At 58.1% G+C, this 21,295-nt stretch carries 14 protein-coding genes, 1 tRNA gene and 1 pseudogene; 3 read left to right on the forward strand and 13 right to left on the reverse strand.

The window, feature by feature from the left end:
* Window positions 1–13: 13 nt before the first annotated feature.
* A pseudogene (locus AC56K1_RS05480) lies at window positions 14–771 on the reverse strand (IS3 family transposase); the annotation flags it as partial.
* Window positions 772–1,276: 505 nt separating this feature from the next.
* On the opposite strand from AC56K1_RS05480, the gene AC56K1_RS05485 reads away from it, so the two are divergent.
* From AC56K1_RS05485 to AC56K1_RS05495, 3 genes are read left to right on the forward strand one after another with little or no spacing between them, the layout of a single operon-like run.
* Window positions 1,277–4,057: a type I restriction endonuclease subunit R gene (locus AC56K1_RS05485; RefSeq protein WP_497156839.1), complete on the forward strand. Its 2,781-nt coding sequence runs from the start codon at window positions 1,277–1,279 to the stop codon at window positions 4,055–4,057.
* Complete coding sequence (locus tag AC56K1_RS05490) at window positions 4,054–5,601, forward strand: restriction endonuclease subunit S (protein ID WP_497156840.1); 1,548 nt, start codon at window positions 4,054–4,056, stop codon at window positions 5,599–5,601. Before AC56K1_RS05485 ends, AC56K1_RS05490 begins: the two co-directional genes overlap by 4 nt.
* Window positions 5,598–7,079 carry a class I SAM-dependent DNA methyltransferase gene (locus tag AC56K1_RS05495; protein ID WP_497156841.1) on the forward strand — a complete coding sequence of 494 codons (1,482 nt, stop codon included), beginning with the start codon at window positions 5,598–5,600 and terminating at the stop codon, window positions 7,077–7,079. The genes AC56K1_RS05490 and AC56K1_RS05495 overlap by 4 nt, the downstream gene beginning before the upstream one ends.
* Window positions 7,080–7,286: 207 nt before the next feature.
* Here the strand turns inward: AC56K1_RS05495 and darG are convergent, their stop codons facing one another.
* From darG to AC56K1_RS05555, 12 genes are all read right to left on the reverse strand, one after another.
* Entirely contained in the window at window positions 7,287–8,342 is a 1,056-nt protein-coding gene (darG, locus tag AC56K1_RS05500; protein ID WP_497156842.1) for a type II toxin-antitoxin system antitoxin DNA ADP-ribosyl glycohydrolase DarG, read from the reverse strand.
* Window positions 8,343–8,354: 12 nt separating this feature from the next.
* Window positions 8,355–8,996 (reverse strand): type II toxin-antitoxin system toxin DNA ADP-ribosyl transferase DarT, encoded by a 642-nt coding sequence (gene darT, locus AC56K1_RS05505; protein WP_497156843.1) that lies wholly within the window; start codon window positions 8,994–8,996, stop codon window positions 8,355–8,357.
* A 382-nt stretch (window positions 8,997–9,378) separates the two neighbouring features.
* Window positions 9,379–9,457, reverse strand: a tRNA-Ile gene (locus tag AC56K1_RS05510).
* Between the two features lie 119 nt (window positions 9,458–9,576).
* Entirely contained in the window at window positions 9,577–11,769 is a 2,193-nt protein-coding gene (gene rpoD, locus AC56K1_RS05515; protein ID WP_497156844.1) for an RNA polymerase sigma factor RpoD, read from the reverse strand.
* Between the two features lie 290 nt (window positions 11,770–12,059).
* A complete protein-coding gene (gene dnaG, locus AC56K1_RS05520; RefSeq protein WP_497156845.1) occupies window positions 12,060–13,853 on the reverse strand; it encodes a DNA primase in 1,794 nt (597 codons plus the stop codon).
* Between the two features lie 246 nt (window positions 13,854–14,099).
* Complete coding sequence (locus tag AC56K1_RS05525) at window positions 14,100–14,549, reverse strand: GatB/YqeY domain-containing protein (RefSeq protein WP_497156846.1); 450 nt, start codon at window positions 14,547–14,549, stop codon at window positions 14,100–14,102.
* Window positions 14,550–14,684: 135 nt separating this feature from the next.
* Window positions 14,685–14,897, reverse strand: a complete 213-nt coding sequence (gene rpsU / locus AC56K1_RS05530; protein ID WP_005665410.1) for a 30S ribosomal protein S21 — start codon at window positions 14,895–14,897, stop codon at window positions 14,685–14,687.
* Between the two features lie 107 nt (window positions 14,898–15,004).
* Entirely contained in the window at window positions 15,005–16,234 is a 1,230-nt protein-coding gene (locus tag AC56K1_RS05535) for a BaiN/RdsA family NAD(P)/FAD-dependent oxidoreductase (RefSeq protein WP_497156847.1), read from the reverse strand.
* A 278-nt stretch (window positions 16,235–16,512) separates the two neighbouring features.
* Window positions 16,513–19,086: a carboxypeptidase-like regulatory domain-containing protein gene (locus AC56K1_RS05540; protein ID WP_497156848.1), complete on the reverse strand. Its 2,574-nt coding sequence runs from the start codon at window positions 19,084–19,086 to the stop codon at window positions 16,513–16,515.
* Window positions 19,087–19,265: 179 nt separating this feature from the next.
* Entirely contained in the window at window positions 19,266–20,120 is an 855-nt protein-coding gene (locus tag AC56K1_RS05545; protein WP_497156849.1) for a fimbrial biogenesis chaperone, read from the reverse strand.
* Between the two features lie 10 nt (window positions 20,121–20,130).
* Window positions 20,131–20,625: a DUF4402 domain-containing protein gene (locus tag AC56K1_RS05550; RefSeq protein WP_497156850.1), complete on the reverse strand. Its 495-nt coding sequence runs from the start codon at window positions 20,623–20,625 to the stop codon at window positions 20,131–20,133.
* Window positions 20,626–20,668: 43 nt separating this feature from the next.
* Window positions 20,669–21,202, reverse strand: a complete 534-nt coding sequence (locus tag AC56K1_RS05555) for a DUF4402 domain-containing protein (RefSeq protein WP_497156851.1) — start codon at window positions 21,200–21,202, stop codon at window positions 20,669–20,671.
* Between the last annotated feature and the right edge of the window lie 93 nt (window positions 21,203–21,295).

Here is a 21,295-nt window from a genome sequence, read left to right on the forward strand (position 1 = left end):
GCACGAATTGCTACGACCAGCCAATTACCTGGCGCGAGAACAGATCAAGCACCACGGCCAAATATAGCCAGCCTTCATAAGTACGGATGTACGTTATATCTGTTACCCAAACGCGATTGGGTTCTTGCACGTCAAATTGGCGTTGAAGATGGTTGGGCGCTACTAGCGAAGGCGCGCCGCCGCGCTTGCATTTGCGCCTGGCGTAACCAGTTTGCGAACGAATCCCGGCCGACCTCATAAGACGGTGGACGCGATTGATGCCGCATTGCTCACCGAGTTCGCGCAGATCGTCGCTGACCTTCCGATAACCGTAGACGCTACCGCTTTCCAGCCAGGACTCCTTGATCGGCACGAGTAGGCGCTTGTCTTCCCTGGCGCGACGGCTTTCCGGATTCAGTCGCCAGGCATAGAAGCCGCTCGGATGCACCTCAAGCGCTATGCACAGCCGGCGCACCGGGAATTGGTCCTGTAACTCAGCAATTAAGGTGTACCTTACCCGGACGTCTTGGCAAAGTACACCGCGGCCTTTTTCAATATGTCACGCTCCTCCGTGACGCGCTTGAGCTCGGCCTTCAGGCGCCGCATCTCATCAGACTGGGCATCGACAGCCTTACGCTCCGCCTCGGGCACGCCATAGCGCTTCGTCCAAGCGTACAGGCTATGGATGCTGACCCCGAGCCGCGCCGCTACTTCGCTCGCTGGGTGACCGCCCTGCGCCACCTGCTTGACCGCTGCAATCTTGAATTCTTCTGTGTACCGCTTGCCACTCATATCTTCTCCTTGTGCCCGACATTATGGCTCAGGAGTGTCTACGATAGTCGTGGCGATTCAGAAGAGCATCGCGTGCAGGAAGCCCTGTGGGGTTAGCCGATAGAATTGCAAAAAGTTCCTGTAACAGTTCACCCGTTCGTTTACGTGTAATTTCGGCCATTCATTGCCCTTAGCAGTTTCCCAATTCTACATCGAAATATTGTCTAAACACTATGTTATATGAGGCAGTGTGACCTTACTCAGGTCTATTGCTCGTTACAAACTGAATTTTCAAAATTATCTCCTCAGCAACGGCAGCAGGATGTTCGATAAGTCGCACGCCAGTTCGACGGACGTAGAACTTCTTCATGCCGCGCCTTCACGGTGCGTGCTTATCGCTCGCTCGAAACAGTTTTGTGGCTGGGTTAGATACGGGCGAACGTGGCCGAAGAACTTTGCTCACCTCGCACGAGCGACTTCTTATATCATTACTTACCGCCAACTTTCGACTAAAGCGACCTTGTGTATGACTGAGAACCAGAATCCAGAACAAAAAGCTCGCGACAACATTGACGTACTCCTTAAGCAAGCAGGCTGGTCAATTCAATCGGCGAAAAAAATTAATTTTGAGGCGGGTCGCGGCATCGCGGTCAGAGAGTACCAAACCGATGTCGGCCCTGCGGACTACGTATTATTTGTTGACAAAAAAGCAGTAGGGGTCGTCGAAGCGAAAAAGGAAGATCTTGGCCATAAAATCACTGAGGTCGAAGAGCAGACCGAGGGTTACGCAGCTGCCAAGTTAAAGTGGGTAAACAACAAGGAGCCCTTACCCTTCCTGTATGAGAGCACCGGTGTCATTACCCGTTTTACCGACCGCCGTGACCCGAAGCCCCGCTCCCGAGAAGTGTTCAACTTTCACCGCCCGGAGACCATCAAAGAATGGTTAGCTCAAGGGGCAAGCCTACGCCAGCAGTTGCAGACCGTCCCCGAGCTCAATCCGCACAAGTTGCCAGCTCAAGAATTGCGTCTACGCGACTGCCAGGAAATTGCTGTCGCCAATCTAGAGGTGTCATTCAAAGCAGACCGCCCGCGCGCTTTAATCCAAATGGCCACCGGTGCCGGCAAGACATACACCGCTATCACCTCCATCTATCGGCTACTCAAGTACGCTGGCGCCAAACGCATCCTCTTCCTCGTCGATACCAAAAACTTGGGCGAACAGGCTGAGCAGGAAATGATGTCGTATGTGCCACTTGACGACAACCGGAAGTTCACAGAACTCTATACCGTTCAGCGGCTCAAATCTTCGTACATCGCCAAGGATAGTCAAGTCTGCCTCAGTACGATTCAGCGCCTATACTCTATTCTCAAGGGTGCCGAACTTGACGAGGCTGCCGAAGAAATCAATCCAGCCGAGCTCGCCCAACCCAAGACCCCAATGCCAGTGGTTTATAACGAAAAAATTCCGCCTGAGTTCTTCGACTTCATTTTTATCGACGAATGCCACCGCTCTATTTACAACCTCTGGCAACAGGTCATCGACTACTTCGACGCTAGCCTAATTGGGCTCACGGCGACGCCGGATAACCGTACCTACGGCTTCTTCAAGAAGAATGTTGTCAGTGATTACAGCCATGAAAAGGCCGTGGCTGATGGCGTCAACGTCGGCAATGAAATATACGTTATCGAAACTCAAGTCACGAAAGCCGGAGGCGAAATCAAGGCCTTGCAGCAGGTTCAGCGCCGGGAAAAGCTAACCCGTAAAAAGCGATGGGAACAGCAGGACGAAGATGAAAGCTACTCTGCAACTCAGCTGGATAGAAAAATTGTCAACCCGGACCAGATACTCACCATCGTGCGCACTTTTCGCGACAAGCTACCCGAAATATTTCCTGGACGTACCGAAGTACCGAAGACGCTCATCTTCGCAAAGACCGATAGCCATGCCGACGACATCATCCAAACAGTGCGTGAAGAGTTTGGCGAGGGCAATGCTTTCTGTAAAAAACTCACTTACAAGATTGAGGAAGATCCAAAGTCTGTATTGGCTCAGTTCCGCAATGACTACTATCCACGCATCGCGGTCACTGTAGACATGATCGCTACCGGCACCGACGTAAAACCGCTCGAATGCCTACTGTTCATGCGAGATGTTAAAAGCCGTAACTACTTCGAGCAAATGAAGGGACGTGGTACCCGCACTCTAGAAATGGACGATCTGCGGAAAGTCACACCGTCAGCTAAGAGTGCCAAGACCCATTACGTCATCGTAGACGCTATCGGCGTCACCAAATCGCTCAAGACGGCCAGTCAGCCTCTTATCACTAAGCCTACAGTACCGTTGAAGGACTTGGCGATGGCCGTCATGATGGGTGCCACCGACGAAGACACGGTTTCATCCCTCGCCGGTCGCCTTGCCCGCCTGAGCAAGCAGCTCGATAGCGACGAGCGGCGGAAAGTCCGCCAGGTGGCAGGCGTCGAACTTAGTGAGATCGTCGGCAAGCTGTTCAGTGCTATTGACGCCGACAACATTGAAGTCAAAGCGTTAGAGCTCGCCGGCCAGCCAGCAGGTAGCGATCCTGGCGATACCAAACGTCAGCAGGCCCAAGAGGTTCTCGTTAATGCCGTCTCCAGTGTTCTCAACGGTGAGCTCATCGAACTCATCGACACGATTCGCCGAAATAGAGAGCAAACCATCGACCACGATAACATCGACATCGTGCTACGTGCGGAGTGGGACAAGGACGCAACCGATAACGCACAGACACTCACCGACGAGTTTCGCGATTACCTGACCGCCAACCAGGACAACATCACTGCTCTTACAATCTTTTTCAGCCAGCCGTACAAAAGACGCGCACTAAGCTTTGATCTCATTAGGCAGGTACTCGACAAGCTCAAAGCCGACAAACCCAAGCTCGCCCCATTGCGTGTCTGGCAGGCCTACAGCCAACTGGACGACTACAAAGGCGACCAACCGATCAGTGAACTGACTGCCCTGATCGCCCTCATCCGCCGCGTATGCGGCATGGATGATAAGATCTCGGCTTTTGACGACACTGTCCGCCGTAATTTTCAAAACTGGGTGATGAAGCACCACTCGGGCGGGAGCGAGAAATTTAACGAGGAACAAATGAACTGGCTACGTATGATTCGCGACCACGTTGCCAACTCTTTTCACATCGAACGCGACGACCTCGAAATGGCACCTTTCGATGGACAAGGCGGCATGGGGAAAATGTATCAACTGTTTGGAACAAAAATGGACACATTGCTGGATGAACTGAATGAGGTATTAGTAGCGTGACGATCTTACGTTCCGATACGCTCCCGAACGGCTGGGCACTAACTGACTTCTCCGAAGTAGCTGCAATCAACCCGAATATTGATAAGACTACCTGCATAGATAATCAAGAAGTTTCCTTTGTCCCAATGCAGGCTGTTGAAGCAGCAACTGGGAGAATCGATATCTCTCAAACACGCCTGCTCGGGCAAGTAAAGAAAGGCTATACACCGTTTCAGGAAGGCGACGTTCTTTTTGCGAAAATCACCCCCTGTATGGAAAACGGAAAGATAGCTGTCGTTCCAGAGCTTAAGGGCAGGCTTGGTTTTGGTTCGACCGAATTTCACGTACTCCGACCTCATCAGGGAATTAGTAAAAACTATCTTTATTACTATGTATCGTCCAAGAGTTTCCGTCGTGAAGCAGAACACAATATGTCTGGCGCGGTTGGCCAACGCCGCGTTACAACTCCATACCTGAGCGCTTGCAAGCTCCCACTGCCACCCGAACGTGAACAGCACCGTATCGTAGCTAAAATTGAAGAGCTATTCTCCGAGTTGGACAAGAGCATCGACAATCTGAAGACTGCCCAAGCCCAGCTTAAAGTTTATCGCCGGGCAGTATTGCAGCATGCTTTCGAGGGAAAGCTAACTGCTCAATGGCGAACCGATAATGTGGATGCGCTGGAAAGCGCTGAGGTGCTTGTCCTACAGATTCAGCAGGCACGCACGCACCGCTACCAACGTCAATTAGTTGAGTGGGAATCCGATGGCAAGAAAGGAAGCAAACCCAAAGCACCATTACCGCTTCGGAAAATTGATGCCGAACAGCTAGCGATACTGCCTCGGCTACCCGAAGGTTGGGCATGGATGCAATTGGAATACCTGATTACGGGAATTGATCAGGGGTGGAGTCCAAAGTGCGGTAACACGCCCGCAGCAGATGGTGAATGGGGCGTAATTAAAACAACGGCCGTTCAGCACGGACATTTTTTTGACACAGAAAATAAGGTTCTCCCTCCTGGCTTGGCTCCAAGGGAGCAGCATGAGCTAAACACTAACGACATACTCGTTACGCGAGCAGGACCGCGCGTCCGAGTCGGCGTTTGTTGCTTAGTTAGAAATGTGAGAAAAAAGATCATGAATTGCGATAAGGTCTATCGCATTAGGAGTATGCCCACCATTTCCGAGCCCAACTACTTAGAAGGAGCTCTTAACTCCCCAAGAATTCTCAAAGCAATTGAACGAATTAAATCGGGGATCAACGATAGTGGTGTAAACCTAAACCAAGGCGCTTTTTTGAATCTTGCCATTCCTCTTTGCTCGTTAGCTGAGCAGACGGCGGTAATCAAAGAATTAGACGAAAAATTATCAGTGATCACACAACTAGATCAAACCCTTGCCGAATCCTTACAACAGAGTGAGGCCTTACGTGAGTCCATCCTGAAAAAAGCTTTCTCCGGCCAGTTAGCTCCGCAAGACCCCACTGATGAGCCCGTAACTGCACTATTGGCGCGCATCAAGGAAGCAAAGTCCGCCCAATCCAACGGCAAGAAAGCCCGCAAATGAACGCAACCGCATCAATCGTTTCAAAAGTTTGGAGTTTCTGCACTACCCTGCGCGACGACGGGGTAGGCTACGGTGACTATCTCGAACAGCTCACTTACCTGATCTTCCTCAAAATGGCGGACGAGTACAGCCAGCCGCCACATAACCGCAACGTCGGGATCCCAGCCGAATACGATTGGAACAGCCTCAGAGCCAAGCGTGGCGCCGAACTAGAACTCCATTACATGACGCTCTTACGTGAACTGGGCAATAAGCGCGGCATGTTGGGCACCATCTTTACAAAAGCTCAAAACAAAATCCAGGACCCAGCCAAGTTGTATCGGCTGATCGACATGGTGAATGAAACTCAGTGGGTCACTATGGGCGCGGATGTCAAAGGTGACATCTACGAAGGTCTGCTCGAACGTAACGCTGAGGACACGAAATCTGGCGCCGGCCAATACTTCACGCCCCGGGCACTGATCCGTGCCATGGTCGAATGTGTTCGCCCGAAACCCAATAAGACAATTGCCGATCCTGGCTGCGGCACGGGCGGCTTCTTCCTCGCCGCTTACGACTTTCTGGTGACGAACCATCAGATGGATAAGTCGCAGAAGATGTTTCTCAAACATCAGACCTTTTATGGCAACGAGATCGTCGCCAACACTCGCCGCCTGGCCTTAATGAACATGTTTCTACACAACATTGGCGAAATCGACGGCGACAGCATGATTTCACCGAACGATGCTTTGGTCGCCAGTCCGCCAAGAACTTATGATTACGTGCTTGCCAACCCGCCCTTTGGGAAGAAGAGTGCGATGAGCTTTACCAATGAAGAAGGCGAGCAAGAAAAGGACGACCTGACATACAACCGGCAAGATTTCTGGGCCACCACGTCAAATAAGCAGCTCAATTTTGTCCAGCATATCCGTACCATGCTGAACACCAGCGGACGTGCAGCTGTGGTTGTACCGGACAACGTATTATTTGAAGGCGGCGCGGGCGAAACCGTGCGAAAAAAGCTGATGGAGAATACAGACCTGCACACTGTCTTGCGTCTACCGACTGGCATTTTCTATGCTAACGGCGTCAAGGCCAATGTATTGTTCTTCGACAACCACGTTGCTAGCAAAGAGCCTTGGACTAAGGAAGTCTGGTTCTACGACTACCGAACCAACATTCACCACACGCTCAAGAAGAAGCCGCTCCGCTTTGAGGATTTGGAGGATTTTATTGCCAGCTACAACGCAGACAACCTCTTCCAACGCAAGGAGACATGGGACGAGGAAACGAACCCAGAGGGCCGCTGGCGCAAATTCACCTATGAGCAGATTATTGCCCGTGAAAAAACCAGTCTTGATATTTTCTGGCTAAAGGACAAAAGCCTTGCCGACCTCGACAACCTTCCTGACCCAGATGATCTAGCAATTGAGATAGTTGACAATCTCGAGGCTGGGTTAGATAGCTTCCGCACGATTGCTATTGCACTCGCCAAGTAATTAGGCACTCGACTCTCTCGACATTGAGCCATGATGGTTGCGCTTATTAATGCCAGATGACTACCAATCGAGATTTTTAAGAGCAGGTTAACTACGCGGCCCTGGTAATTTTCTTAGGAATTTGGTTCTGCTTACACGCGATTACAGCTAACCAGACGTACACGTCATTTAGACTGGACTAGTGTTCGCAGAACCGTTTGAGCGAAGTCATGAGACCCACGAAGGCCGTATCCAACCTTTGTTCGCTAACATTTTTAGTGCTATTTCAATTTGCCGTGGAGTGAACTGACGTTTACGTTCGTTCCATGAGTAGATATGCTCTATTACATCAGACGAACTTTTCATCGTTTTATTGCGCTCAACAGTCCAATGGACGGTTGCTAACAACTCCAAGCCAAAAGGTGTCTCGAAGCCTTCAACAAGTTCCCCCACACGATCGAAGCGCGCACGGGTTTCATTATGTAGGCTCAAATATCCGGCAGCATCTTTTACCGCGCCTGGGACAAGGGCGAGTGGTTTATCTGGCGCGTCGCCGCCGTCTGCATAACCTGATAGAAAATGTCCCTCAATGGCTCGCAATACATGGCGTAAGTTCTCTGCGTATGGACCAAATGGTGCCTTGACATAATTAAGGCGCAACGGCTCGCCAGCCTCCTGCATGAAATACATTAGCTTGTGGACTTCAAGCAAAGAAATTGTTGGGTCGAGCAACCCTTGTATGTACCTATTAACTAGCTCAACTAGCGCGGCGCGACCAGGCGTCATTTTCGGCACCTCACGATTGTGAAGCATCTTATCAGCTGAGGGCGCTCCTTTCGGCTCGTAGATCCGAATCAGTACATCTGAAAGCGGATTCAAGGTTTTCTCGATCAAAGGTCGTACCTCGCTCCAATCTAGCCCGCCTAAGCCGCTCCCTAAGGGGGGAATAGCAATAGAACGTATGCCCAGCGCCTTAATTTCCGAAACTAACGCATGAAGGCCCGATTCAATGTCTTGAATACGGCTCTTGCCCTTCCAATGGCGTTTAGTGGGGAAATTTATAATGTATCGTGGAGTAGTCAACTGCCCAGTATCAAAAACAAACATTTGCCCAGGCTGAACCTCTTGGCGGTTACATGCAGCCTCATAGGCTTTAAAATTCTTTGGCCATGCATTTTTAAACTGGAGCGCAATTCCTCTCCCCATCACGCCGACGCAATTTACAGTGTTAACAATGGCTTCTGAATTATCCTTCAGTATGTCGCCGCTAGTTATCTCAATCATGGCGATCCTTTGTCAGTAATACCATTCTCTATGGACCTCAACGATCGGCCTGTGTCCATTTTTCGGTAGTGCATTTACAACCTGCCCATACATAGCTGGATTGATGACTCCAACGCGCTTGATCAGTTGCCAAGGAAAACTTTCCTCAAGCAAGAACTCGCTCTGCTTGGCCTCTTTACACTGCTGCCAATTGCTCGATCGAACAGCATCCCAGTTTATTTCATGAAGTTGTGCAAGGTCAGCACGATCTTCAAAATAGTACGACCCAGCATTAGATAAGGTAAAGCACCAACGCCGGTTGACGGCCTCCGCCCACGCGACAGCCTCATGCAGGTCTGCTTCAAGATGAATTATCGGCTCTTGGCCACCTTGGTAGATAAGTTCGGCGCTTCTGCGATATATCAAGTACAACATAACCGATCGCGGGCAAAAGTAGAACGGTACGCATTGCCCAACAAGCAGGTCAGAGTGACTGTCTAAATGCAGCTCTGTGAGGCGGCGTCGTTTGATGTTACTCATTCCTACTACGGTACCTGTCAGGGCGTGTTCCTGGACCAATGCATCAGAGAAAATGCCATTGTTAGCAATGATGGGTGCCAAGCGGTCTATATGACATATATGATAGATCTTCGGGTGTGACGGTGCTGGCGTCATTGTTACGAACTCCGCATTAAAGGCGATATGCTTCGGATGAGCTTTTAAATTTTCTGGCCATGCTATTTCTTGCCGGTGCTTGCTGGAGATTGCTCAAAGACTGCAAACGTCCGTTTGGAGTAGAGGCAATGCCCTACGCAAACGTGCTGTGGATGCAGAAACTAGACCGTAAGGCTCCGAGTTCTCACGCGCAATATTGCACGAGTTCATGAACGATCTCAAAGCGAAATTTTTTCAGGTACGTTTCGAGTAGGACGTGGTGCTTGCTTCAAGATGCATGGCGATAACTGCCGAGATCGGAAAAACACCTACACGATGCCTACACGATTGATAGGCGTTAGGGAAATCACGAGCTCATCATAATGTAAGCTCTTGATTTTATTGGTAGGCCTCCCCGGAGTCGAACCGGGCACCAACGGATTATGAGTCCGCTGCTCTAACCAAGCATGAGCTAGAGGCCCGAAATCGGGACAGTGGCAGAAAAACACTCGCCACCTGCTTCAGCGGTGCGGTACCGAGAAGCAGAGTGGCGAGAGGATATTGCCTTTAGTACAGCGCCGTCAAGCCCGGACTACAACAATCAGCTGCTACCCTCGAGGAAGCTCTTGAGCTTGTCCGAACGCGACGGATGCCGCAGCTTGCGCAGTGCCTTCGCTTCGATCTGGCGAATCCGCTCGCGGGTCACGTCGAACTGTTTACCCACCTCTTCCAGTGTGTGGTCGGTCGACATCTCGATACCGAAGCGCATGCGCAGCACCTTGGCTTCGCGCGGGGTCAGCGAATCCAGCACATCCTTCACGACGCCACGCATCGAGGCGTGCAGCGCGGCGTCCGACGGCGCCAGCGTGTTGTTGTCCTCGATGAAGTCGCCCAGGTGCGAATCGTCGTCGTCGCCGATCGGCGTCTCCATCGAAATCGGTTCCTTCGCGATCTTCATGATCTTGCGAATCTTATCTTCCGGCATCTCCATCTTGATGGCGAGGGTGGCCGGATCCGGTTCGGCGCCGGTCTCCTGCAGGATCTGGCGCGAGATACGGTTCATCTTGTTGATCGTCTCGATCATGTGCACCGGAATACGGATGGTGCGCGCCTGGTCCGCGATCGAACGGGTGATGGCCTGGCGGATCCACCACGTCGCGTACGTCGAGAATTTATAACCGCGGCGGTATTCGAACTTGTCGACCGCCTTCATCAGGCCGATATTGCCTTCCTGGATCAGGTCGAGGAATTGCAGGCCGCGGTTGGTGTATTTCTTGGCGATCGAGATCACCAGGCGCAGGTTGGCCTCGGTCATCTCGCGCTTGGCTTTACGGGCCTTCATTTCACCGGCCGCCATCTGGCGGTTGATGTTGCGCAGGTCCGGCAGCGGCAGCACGACGCGCGCTTGCAGGTCGATCAGGCGTTGCTGCAGTTCCTTGATCGTCGGGATGTTGCGGCCCAGGATGGCGCTGTAGGCGTGGCCGGCATTGACTTCGCCGTCGACCCATTCCAGGTTCGTCTCGTTGCCCGGGAAGACCTTGATGAAGTGGGCGCGCGGCATGCCGCAGCGGTTCACGGCAACGTCCAGGATCTGCTTCTCGATGTGGCGGACTTCGTCGACCTGGCCGCGCAGGGTGTCACACAGCTTCTCGACGACCTTGGCCGTGAAGCGGATGCCCAGCAGTTCGTCGGAGATCGCATCCTGCGCCTTGACGTAGGCTTTCGAGTTGTAGCCGTCCTTCTCGAAGGCCTTGCGCATCTTGTCGAATTGCTGGGCGATGTGACTGAACTTGGCCAGGGCCGACTGCTTCAACGCCTCGAGCTGCTCGGCCGAGTAGCCGGCGGCGCCGGAAGCACTTGCAGCTTCTTCTTCTTCTTCCTCGGCGACTTCTTCTTCGTCTACTTCCTCGTCGTCTTCTTCCGACGCGGCCGGCGGCGGTGCGACCGGCGGGGTCTGCTCGTCGCCGTCAGGGTCGACCAGGCCGTCGACGATCTCGTCGATCTTGATTTCGTCTTTTTCGATCTTGCTGGCGGCGTCGATGATTTCGGCAATCGTCACCGGGCAGGCCGAGATGGCCTGGATCATGTCCTTCAGGCCGTCTTCGATGCGCTTGGCGATTTCGATTTCGCCTTCGCGCGTGAGCAGCTCGACCGAGCCCATTTCGCGCATGTACATGCGGACCGGGTCGGTGGTGCGGCCGAAATCGGAGTCGACGGTGGACAGCGCCGCTTCGGCGGCGGCTTCGGCTTCGTCGTCGCTGGTCACGGTGGCAACGTTGTCGGACAGCAGCAGGGTCTCGGCGTCAGGGGCGTGCTCGTAGACCGCGATGCCCATGTCGTTGAAGGTGCCGATGATGCCTTCGATCGCTTCCGGATCGACGATGTTTTCCGGCAGGTGGTCGTTGATCTCGGAATAGGTGAGGAAGCCGCGCTCCTTGCCCGACTTGATCAGGGCCTTGAGCTTGTTGCGGCGAATCTCGAGCTCTTCTTCGCTGGCTTCGGTATCCGACGAGAAGGCGTCTTTCAGCAGCGCTTTTTCCTTGGCCTTGCGGTCCTTGGCCTTGGCCTTGTCCGCGGCTTTCAGTTCGGCGCGCTCGACCGCATTGAGGGCGGCGATCTCCTCGTTCTCGGGCGTGAATTCCTTCGGCTTGCGACCGCGGCGTCCCGGGACCTTGACGGAAGGCAGGACGTAACCGGACGTGTCGATCGCGGCCAGTGCGGCCGCATCGGTCGTCTGGTTGACCGGTGCCGGGCTCGCCGTACGAACCTCGGCCGTGTCTTGACCTTTGTCCACCGTGGCGGACGCTCTCGTGGTTTTTGCAGCCACTTTGGTTTCGGGTTTCTTGGTTGGCACAGGCGCTTTCGAAGTCACGACGACTCACACTTTACGATGGTTAAAGATAAACTTTCTTGTTACCTTACATCACCCTGCAAGCAACTTCCGTTGCCTCGCTAACCCAAACTCCACGCCCTCTTGAAACGGAAAATGGTTTCAAAGGTTGCAATAGTTAGCGTTTTATTATAGCACGCACCCCTAATTTTTCCAGTCGTGAAGACTGCCCTCCAGCACTATGAAGCACTGGCTCAGCGCGGGGCCCTTTCCGCAGCAGCCTCGCGTTCCAGCGCGTCCAACTCCGCCACGATTTCACGATAGCGAGTTATCTGATCTGGGGTCATGCCGGAAGAAGACAACTGGTTTTGCTCCTTCTTTAAAGTATCAATCCTGATCTGGCGTACGGCACTCATCAGGCAGATCCGGTCAGCCTCCAGATCCGATTCTGGTTCTGCGGCGATTTCCGAAATGATGCTGTCGTACTCCCCCGTCACTTCTTTCAGTTGTTGTGACAACGAAGCAAAATTTCCGTGCTCCCCAAGTGCTTGCGCCACGCTCGCAAGGTAGCGCAGGCTGTCGGCGTCGTCTTGTCCGAAGAAGTCGAACGATTGCAGGATGGTCTCGTCAAGCAGCAATGCCAGGTTCGGATGGGACACCAGGATGCGCAGCATCTGCAAGGGCAGGCCCACTGGCTGGGGACGGCCCTGGCGCGGCGGCGCCTTGCGGATCACCGACACCGGCTTGGACAATTCGAACAACGCTTCGATCTCCGCCGGGGTTGACTCCGTCAGGCTGGCCAGCCCGCGCACGATCTGCAGGCGCAGCGCCGTCGGCGTCATCGATTGCAGCAGCGGCTTGGCTTCGTACTGGGCGTGGGCGCGGCCTTCCGGCGTGCCCAGGTCGTGTTCGGCCGTGATTTCGCGCAGCAGGAACTGCGACAGCGGCATCGCCTCGTGGATTTCCTGGTCGAAGGCGTCGGCGCCGCGCTCGCGCACGAAACTGTCCGGGTCGTGCTCTTGCGGCAGGAACAGGAATTTGATGGTCTTGTTGTCGGTCACCTGCGGCAGGCAGGCTTCCAGCGCGCGGCGGGCGGCGCGGCGGCCGGCCTTGTCGCCGTCGAAGCTGAAGACCACCATGTCGGTCTGGCGCAGCAGCTTTTGCACGTGGGTGCTGGTGCAGGCGGTGCCGAGCGTGGCGACGGCTTGCGGGAAGCCCAGCTGGGCCAGCGCGACGACATCCATATAGCCTTCGGTCACCAGCACATAGCCGGCGTCGCGGATGGCCTGGCGCGCCTCGAACAGGCCGTACAGCTCCAGGCCTTTCTGGAACAGCGGGGTTTCCGGGGAGTTCAGGTATTTGGGTTCGCCACTGTCGAGCACCCGCCCGCCGAAGCCGATCACCTGCCCCTTGGTATTCCGGATCGGGAACATGATGCGTTCGCGGAAGCGGTCGTAGCGTTTCTTGTTGTTGCCGTCCTCGTCGACCTTGTCGATCACCAGGCCCGATTCGACCAGCGCCAGCGCGTCGTAGTCGGGGAATACCGAGCGCAGGTTGTCCCAGCCCGACGGCGCATAACCCATGCCGAAGCGGGCGGCGATTTCGCCGGTCAGGCCGCGGTTCTTGAGGTAGGCGATGGCATTCGGCGCTTCGCGCAGCTGGGCGCGGTAATAGGTGCAGGCCTGGGTCAGCGCGTCGGTCATGGCCAGCGACTGGGCCTGCTGGGCGGCGCGCTGCTGCGGCGGGATCTTGTCGTCGGCTTCCGGCACCACCATGCCCACGCCCTGGGCCAGGTCCTTGACGGCGTCGACGAAGCCCATGCCGGAATATTCGATCAGGAAGCCGATCGAGGTGCCGTGCGCGCCGCAGCCGAAGCAATGGTAGAACTGCTTGGTCGGGCTGACCGTGAAGCTGGGGGATTTCTCGTTGTGGAAGGGGCACAGCCCCATGTAGTTGGCGCCGCCCTTTTTCAGCTGGACGTAACGGCCCACGATATCGACGATATCGACACGGTTGAGCAAATCGGTAATGAAGGATTGCGGAATCACTAGAGGTACTCAGTGTTTGTCTAAGCTCAGATCAGACTATACCGCAGCGCTGACTGCAAATTGATTTATGACAAGGCAATTGCCAAGTTGGATTTCGTGTGTGGCGTGGATGCACGCGATCAAAATCGGGCGGTGCGGCAGCGCTTCAGCTGGTTGAACGCGCGGGCGGCAAAGCCGCCACCCTACGAACAGCGGGAACCCGTAGGGTGGGCAGGTTCCCTGCCCGCGCGTGCAACTACAGCGTGATCAGGCGCCAGTCAACGCCTTCTTCACCAGCCCCGACACCACCGTCATATCCGCCCGCCCCGCCAGCTTCGGCTTGAGCACGCCCATCACCTTGCCCATGTCCTGCGGACCGGCGGCGCCAGTGGCGGCCACGGCGGCGGCGACTTCAGCGGCCACTTCTTCGTCCGACAGCCCGGCCGGCATGTAGGCCGACAGGATGGTCAGTTCGGCTTTCTCGATATCGGCCAGGTCGGCACGGCCGCCGGCTTCGAATTGCGAGATCGAATCCTTGCGCTGCTTGATCATCTTTTCGATGATGGCCAGCACCTGAGTGTCGTCCAGCTCGATCTGCTCGTCCACTTCCTTGCGCTTGATGTCCGCGAGCATGAGGCGGATGGTGTTCAGGCGGCCGCTTTCCTTGGCGCGCATTGCCGCCTTCATGTCCTCGGTCAGTTGTGCTTTCAGGCTCATGGATTCTCCGTCTGGAATAGGTAGTAACGATGGGTATGAACGACAAAACCCGCCGCGGTAACAACCGGAGCGGGCTTGCGGACGCTCAGCGACTCACCGCGACAGCGGTCGCCGGGTGGAGTCGGCAGTGCCGTCTTAGTACAGTTTCTTAGGCAGTTGCTGGCTGCGGATGCGCTTGTAGTGGCGCTTCACGGCAGCTGCCAGCTTGCGCTTGCGCTCTGCGGTTGGCTTTTCGTAGAACTCGCGTGCGCGCAGTTCGGTCAGCAGACCAGTTTTTTCGATAGTGCGCTTGAAGCGACGCATAGCGACTTCGAACGGCTCGTTTTCTTTAAGGCGGATAGTGGTCATGTAAAAATGAAACCGTTGGATTTATGAAGAACGAAAGTTTAGCATTGTTTGTGGCTCAGTGGAAGGTTTTATCGTCATGTTCCACAATTGCTACATCAGCGCGGCGCTCATACGCTGCTGCCTGCGACAAAGCCCGAAGCCCAGGCCCACTGGAAGTTGTAGCCACCCAGCCAGCCGGTCACGTCCACGCTCTCGCCGATGAAATACAGGCCGGGAACCTTGTTGGCCATCATGGTCTGCTGGGACAGTTCGCGCGTATCCACGCCGCCCAGGGTCACCTCGGCCTTCTTGTAGCCTTCCGAGCCCGTCGGGATGATTTCCCAGCGGTTGATGGCGTCGCCCAGCTTGCGCAGTTTGGCGTCAGGCATGTCGGCCAGGCGGGCATCCGCCGCGAAGCCGTTGGCCGCCAGCAGGCCCTCGGCCAGGCGCGCCGGCAGCCAGCCGGCCAGCACGTTGCCGAGCTGCTTTTTCACGGTGGTCTTGGCGGCGATCAGTTCCTCCGCTACATCCATCTCGGGCAGCAGGTTCAGCACGATCGGCGTACCCGGCTCCCAGTAGCTCGAAATCTGCAGGATTGCCGGGCCGGACAGGCCGCGGTGGGTGAACAGCAGGTCTTCGCGGAAATGGCCGCCGCCCTTGGCCTTGCCGCCCTTCCCGCCTTTTCCTTTTCCTTCTGAGCCGGTGCTCACTTCGACTTCCAGCGCGATGCCGGCCAGCGGCACGAAGGCTTCCCAGCTCGGGCCATCGAAGGTCAGCGGCACCAGGCCCGGGCGCGGCTCGACGATACCGAGGCCGAACTGGGTGGCGATGCGGCAGCCGAAGTCGGTCGCGCCGATCTTCGGGATCGACAGGCCACCGGTGGCGATCACGACGCTGTCGCACTCGATGTCGCCACCTTCAGCGGTGATGTGGAAGCCCTCCGCCACCTTCTCGACGCTGCCGACCTTGCACGGCATGCGCCAGCTGACCTCGCCCGCGTCGCATTCGGCGCGCAGCATGGCGATGATGTGCTCGGACGACTCGGTGCAGAACAGCTGGCCCTTGTGCTTCTCATGGTGCGGGATGCGGTATTTCTTCACCAGTTCGAGGAAATCCTGGGCCGTGTAGCGCGACAGGGCGCTGCGGCAGAAATGCGGATTCTGCGACAGGAAATTGGCCGGGGCGGCGTTGATATTGGTAAAGTTGCAACGCCCGCCGCCGGAGATGCGGATCTTTTCGGCCAGCTTCGTGGCATGGTCGAGCAGCACCACGCGTTTGCCGCGCCGGGCAGCGACCGCCGCGCACATCATGCCCGCCGCGCCGGCGCCGATTACTGCTACATCATATTGTTCTGCCATGCTTGCCGTGTCCTTGCGCTGGCGTTGAGATCGCCAAACCGGCCATTGTATATGCTTAAGGGGGTGGGGAGGTAGGCGGCGGGGGTGACTTACGCATGCGTTAACGACCTGCGTGCAACCTGGATCCCGGCCTTCGCCGGGATGACGGCTCAAAGTGTGTGGTTAAAATACTGTAGCGTTTGCGCTGCCGATCGCATGTGCAAAGAAACTCAGCCCCAAGACCGTCGCCCCGGCGCAGGCCGGGGCCCAAATTCGTCGCAAACCGCTAACGCAAGCCATCACCCATCCCCCGCCCGTACGTCCAGGTCGCGCCCGTTGAGCACCGTGCCATCGCGCCCAATGGTAATCAAATGCATGCCCGTATCCGTCAGCCCCAGCCGCTTGAGCTGCTCCGGCGACACGCGCAGGAAGTAGTCGCCCGGGAAGATGCCGCTGATGACGAAATAGCCGTCGGCGGCGCTGCTGATGGTGGCCACCACCTTGCGCGAGGAGTCCACCACTTCCAGGCGCAGGTCGCCGATGGCGCGGCGGGCGCCATTGGCGTACAGGTAGGTGGTGCCGTCGACCTCGCCCGTCATGCTTACGGCGAACTCGACCTGGGTCACCTTGCCCGGCCGCGGCACGACGCGCACTCCGGGCATCCGCGGCTGCCATTGCGGGTCGTCGAGCGTGTTGGGGTCGAGGCTGATGTCGGTGTTCTGGTGGGTCGGCAGGCGTCCCAGGTAGGCAATGCCGCCGGCATCGGTGCGCGCCGCGTAGTTGGCGCCGTTGACAGTGAAGCCGGCGTTGGCAATGGCTTCGTCGGTGCCGTCCATGATGCCGTTCAGGTCCTTGTCGAGGAAGACGCGGATCGAGGCCGCACCCATGTTGGCCATCGGCTGGGCGTCGAGCATGACGCGGCGGCTGCGCGGCTCCAGTCCCATCGCCATGAAGAACTGCAGGCCGAGCCCGTACTCGCGGCGGCTGGAGTAATAGCCGTTGATGCCGAGCCCGTAGCTGCCCAGGCTCTTGTTCAGGGCGCCGGTGACGCGCAGCTCGTGGTTCTGGAACATGCGCGCCAGGCCCAGGTTCAGCAGGTAGCCGTTCAGGTAATAGTCGGCCGAGACCGCCGCACTGCCGAGCGCGGTCTCGGGCGACAGCGTGTACTGCAGCTGCCCGCTCAGGCCGATGCCGGCCACCCGGCGGCTGGCCTGGACCAGGCCGTCGGACAGCTCGTTGTTGCCGATCTTCTGCCAGCGCAGTACATGGGTCAATGCCACGCCGTCGCGGTAGGCCGAGATCCGGCCCTGCACCTCGAAGTTGCGGGTGCCAGAAGCCAGGCGGTCATGGCGCACCTGCAGCGCCAGCGGGAAGAACTGGGTCCCACCGGGCGCGATGACGCCTTCGGCGCGCACTTCGTCGCGGGTGCGCACCGGGTCGGCACTCTGGTTGAAGAAGTCGCTGGTGAACTTGTCCAGCTGCGCGTGCGTCGCCGACACGGCGACATTGCCCAGCCGGGTCTTGACGCCGACCTGGGCCAGGGTGCCGCCGTCATCGGACTTGGCGGCATCCGCGGTGGCAATAAAACTGTTCCAGTAGCCGCGCAGGCCCAGGTTGGCATAGGTGCGCGCGCTGCCGTCGAACATCGGTACGCGCTGCCAGCCGCCCAGGGCATTGATGCGCTCGCTCAGGCCCCATTCGAATTGCGCCAGCGCGCGAGCGCGCCCGAAGCTGTCGCGGTGCGCGCCGACGTCGTAGTAAAGCGCGCCGCGCGGCACCGCCGACTGCTCCAGCAGGAAGCTCTGGCGCTCGACCCGCAGTTGCCCCAGCGGCCCATGGAACACCAGCCGGAACTCGTTGGGGCCATAGGCGAGCGGCATGTCTTCGAAACTGTATTTGCCGTCCGGACGCGCTTGCTGGAAGCCGACCAGGGCCTCGTTGTAGAACAGCTCGACGTCCCAGCCCGGCGGCAGCGCGCCCTGCAGCGTGTGGCGGTCGAAGCTGGTGGGCTGGTTGAGCGGCCGGTTGCTCACCAGCACGCCGTTGCCCGTCGCGCTGCTGGGCGAAATATTGGCCACGCCCGGCAGCGGCACGCTGCCGAACAGCGCGGTGCGCGCATGCAAGGGGCCGAGCAGGCCGGCGTCCGGGTCGTTGCGCCCCAGGGTCAGGCGCAGGCCGGAAGATGGATCTTGCCGGTTGCGGCTGGCATACAGGGCCGCCTCCATGCCGAGCAGGTCGGTCGTCAGGTAGGCTGTGTAGGCTGCTTCCGCCTGGCGCCGGCCATCGAGCTTGCTGGCGGATAACCCGATGGTCTGGTCGATGAAGGGGACGTCGGCCAGCCGGTAAGGCGTGGCCAGGCGCGGATAGCCCGGGTCGGCATAGCCGCCCGGCGAGCCTGGCAGGCTGCCGAACTTGCGCCGCTCCTGCCTTGCCTGCAAGGGTAATTGCTCGCGCGGGCGCACTTTCAGGGCCAGGCTCGACATGTCCAGGTCGAGGTCGACCGGCAGCCAGCGTTGCAGCTGGCTGCCGGCGACATAGATTTCATCGGGATGGAGCTTGAATTGCGAGCGGTCGAGTTCTTCGCGGCGGCCGCCGATCTCGAGCGTGCGGCCAGGCACGTCCAGGCTGAAACCGCGATCTTCGGTGAGGATGAAGCCGCTGGCGCGGCCTTCGCCGGGCGTCACGCGGATGGCCAGGGTCAGCAGGCGCGCCATTTCGCCCAGCGGCAGGAAGACTTCGCGCCCGATCTCGTAGCCGGTGACGGCGTCGGACAGGAGCTGGTTGCCGAGCCGCACTTCCAGCAGGACGAGATTGGCCTCGGACTGCGGCGCCGGCGCCGCCAGCGCCGCCGGCGGCAAGGCCGGCAGCAACATCAATCCTGCGACAAACAATCCCGTTCGAAAACCCTGCATGGTGTCCGGATGCGCGCGTACACGTGTTGGCGGCCGACCGGCGGACAACACGATTATTGCTCAAAAAACATTAACTGAGGAGCTCTTGTGCGCTGGGGCGGGAATCAAGAGACGCGTGTGAGCGGGCATCAAGGCGCGCATTAAGGCAGATTCAGCCGGGCCTGGGCCAGCAGCTTGCCGCCCGCTTCCGGACGGTCGTGGTAGGTCACGTCGACGGTGCCGCCGGACAGCGCCACCCCGGCCGGCACGGCCAAAGGCACAGCGGCCAGGCGCACGCGATTGGGCGTGTAGACGGCAATGCCGCCCACCTGGGCCAGGCTGACCGGCTTGCCGCCGCGCGGCGTGAAGCTGACGTTCAGGTCGCCGTATAGCGAGCTGGCGCCTTCGCGCTCGAGGCGCAGGGCCAGCAGCGGGCGTTTGGCGGCATCCATCTGCAGCGCCAGCCCGGCCAGGCCGGCGCTGGCATTGAGGCTGCCGTGGCGCACGATCACCGGCACCGAAGCGCCTACCATCGCGTTGATGGTCACGCCGATCTGTGTTTGCGCGCCGCGGTTCTCGATGCCGGCATTGCCTTCGACCTCGGGCAGCTTGTCGAACAGCAGGTGCGAGCGGTATTCGCCCTCGGCCAGGTCGGCAGGTTTGCGCAGCATGACGCGCACCGTCTGCGCGGTGCCCGGCTGCAGGGTGACCTGGCGCGGCGAATAGCGCAGCATGCCGTCGGCAAAGCGCTCGCCGTCGATGGGGGTGTCGGCCGCTTCGAACTGGCCGGCCTCGGTCATGCGGCGGTTCACCAGCGAAATACGGTAACTGGCGGGCTTGCTGCCGTTGTTGATCAGTTCGATCTGGGCCGCGCGCGCGTTCTTGTCGAAGACGAGGCGGGTCGGGTGCAGCATCAATTCGGCATGCGCAGGCAGGCACGGCGCCAGCAGCAGGCCGGCGAGGACAAGAGACATCGACCGGCGCAGGCGGGCAAGGTGTGCGGATGCGAAAAACATGATGATAGTCCTACTGGAAATTGACGGTCATTGGAAATGAACCGGAGTAGTTGCCGGGCAACTGGTTGGGCGCCACGCTCAGGGTTGCGCCGACCGACAGGGTGGTGCCGCCATTGGGCACCGAGGCCAGCGTCGCCGGATTGGTGATGAAGGCATTGAGCGCCATGCTGTTGGCGCCGCTGTTGAGCCGGACACTGCCGTTGGGCGGCACCGAGATGATGACGGCCTTGTTGTTGCCGCCATTGCCGCTCTTGCCGACGTTGAACATGGCATGCCCGACCGAGGGGGAATTGAGCAGGATGACCCCGCCCGTGCGCGAACGTACGCCGGTGGGGCTGAGGACGACCGTGCCGCCGCTGCCCGCGACGAAGCGCCCGAAGTCCATGCCGCGCGCCGTGCTGAGCACGATTTGCTGCGCCTGGGCCTCGCGCTGGCAGGACAGGCCGAGCACCGCCGGCACGACAATGCCGGCGGCCAGGAGTGCGCGGTAGCGACCTAGCTGCATGATGCTGGACGATCGGTGAGGCTGCGCCGCTGCCGTGCCGCCGTCAGTTGTACTCGACGGTTGCGGTGATGGTGCCGGCGTAATTGCCAGGCGCCTGGTTGATGCCGACGCTCAGGGTGCCGCCGACGAAGATCGTCTGGGCCCCGGCGGTCAGGGCGCCGGTGCTGACGGTGCCGCTGGTGATGGCGCTGGCCGTCAGGTCGGTGATCGGGGTAAAGGCCATCGAATTGGCGCCCGAAGTCAGCGCGGTGCCGATGACGTTGATGGTATAGGTCGAGGTGCCCTGGCCGGTGACGTTGAACCGGGCCGCGGTGCCGCCGCCGCCCATGCCGGTGACGCCGCCGCTCACGCCGCGCGAATTGTTCGGGCTGACAGTCACGGTGCCCGCGGTGCCGCTGGCTGCGAAGCTGCCGAAGGCCAGGTCGGCAGCCTGGGTGATGTTGATCGGAGTGACCACGGTGCTGGTCGATGCGGCCGTCGTGTTGGCGGCGTGGGCGCTGCCGGCGGCAACGGCGACCGCGAGTGCCAGCGCGGCCAGGGGCAGATGGGTCGAGGTGAAACAGGCGTGCTTGGTCATTCTGGTCTTCCTTCAGGTAGTGATGGAGCGGCATTCCTACGCCGGACTGTTCTTACGAACCTTACACAACGATGCTCTGGAAGAAACATTAAA

This window comes from Telluria sp. ZB4P37 (assembly GCF_059685855.1).

Excerpts from the sequence above, each read along its gene's own strand:
- AC56K1_RS05545 (WP_497156849.1), bottom strand. The coding sequence starts at position 20,120 with ATGTTTTTCGCATCCGCACACCTTGCCCGCCTGCGCCGGTCGATGTCT.
- AC56K1_RS05555 (WP_497156851.1), bottom strand. The coding sequence starts at position 21,202 with ATGACCAAGCACGCCTGTTTCACCTCGACCCATCTGCCCCTGGCCGCG.
- darT (WP_497156843.1), bottom strand. The coding sequence starts at position 8,996 with ATGACGCCAGCACCGTCACACCCGAAGATCTATCATATATGTCATATA.
- AC56K1_RS05485 (WP_497156839.1), top strand. The coding sequence starts at position 1,277 with ATGACTGAGAACCAGAATCCAGAACAAAAAGCTCGCGACAACATTGAC.
- darG (WP_497156842.1), bottom strand. The coding sequence starts at position 8,342 with ATGATTGAGATAACTAGCGGCGACATACTGAAGGATAATTCAGAAGCC.
- AC56K1_RS05540 (WP_497156848.1), bottom strand. The coding sequence starts at position 19,086 with ATGTTGCTGCCGGCCTTGCCGCCGGCGGCGCTGGCGGCGCCGGCGCCG.
- AC56K1_RS05550 (WP_497156850.1), bottom strand. The coding sequence starts at position 20,625 with ATGCAGCTAGGTCGCTACCGCGCACTCCTGGCCGCCGGCATTGTCGTG.
- AC56K1_RS05525 (WP_497156846.1), bottom strand. The coding sequence starts at position 14,549 with ATGAGCCTGAAAGCACAACTGACCGAGGACATGAAGGCGGCAATGCGC.
- AC56K1_RS05535 (WP_497156847.1), bottom strand. The coding sequence starts at position 16,234 with ATGGCAGAACAATATGATGTAGCAGTAATCGGCGCCGGCGCGGCGGGC.
- AC56K1_RS05495 (WP_497156841.1), top strand. The coding sequence starts at position 5,598 with ATGAACGCAACCGCATCAATCGTTTCAAAAGTTTGGAGTTTCTGCACT.
- rpsU (WP_005665410.1), bottom strand. The coding sequence starts at position 14,897 with ATGACCACTATCCGCCTTAAAGAAAACGAGCCGTTCGAAGTCGCTATG.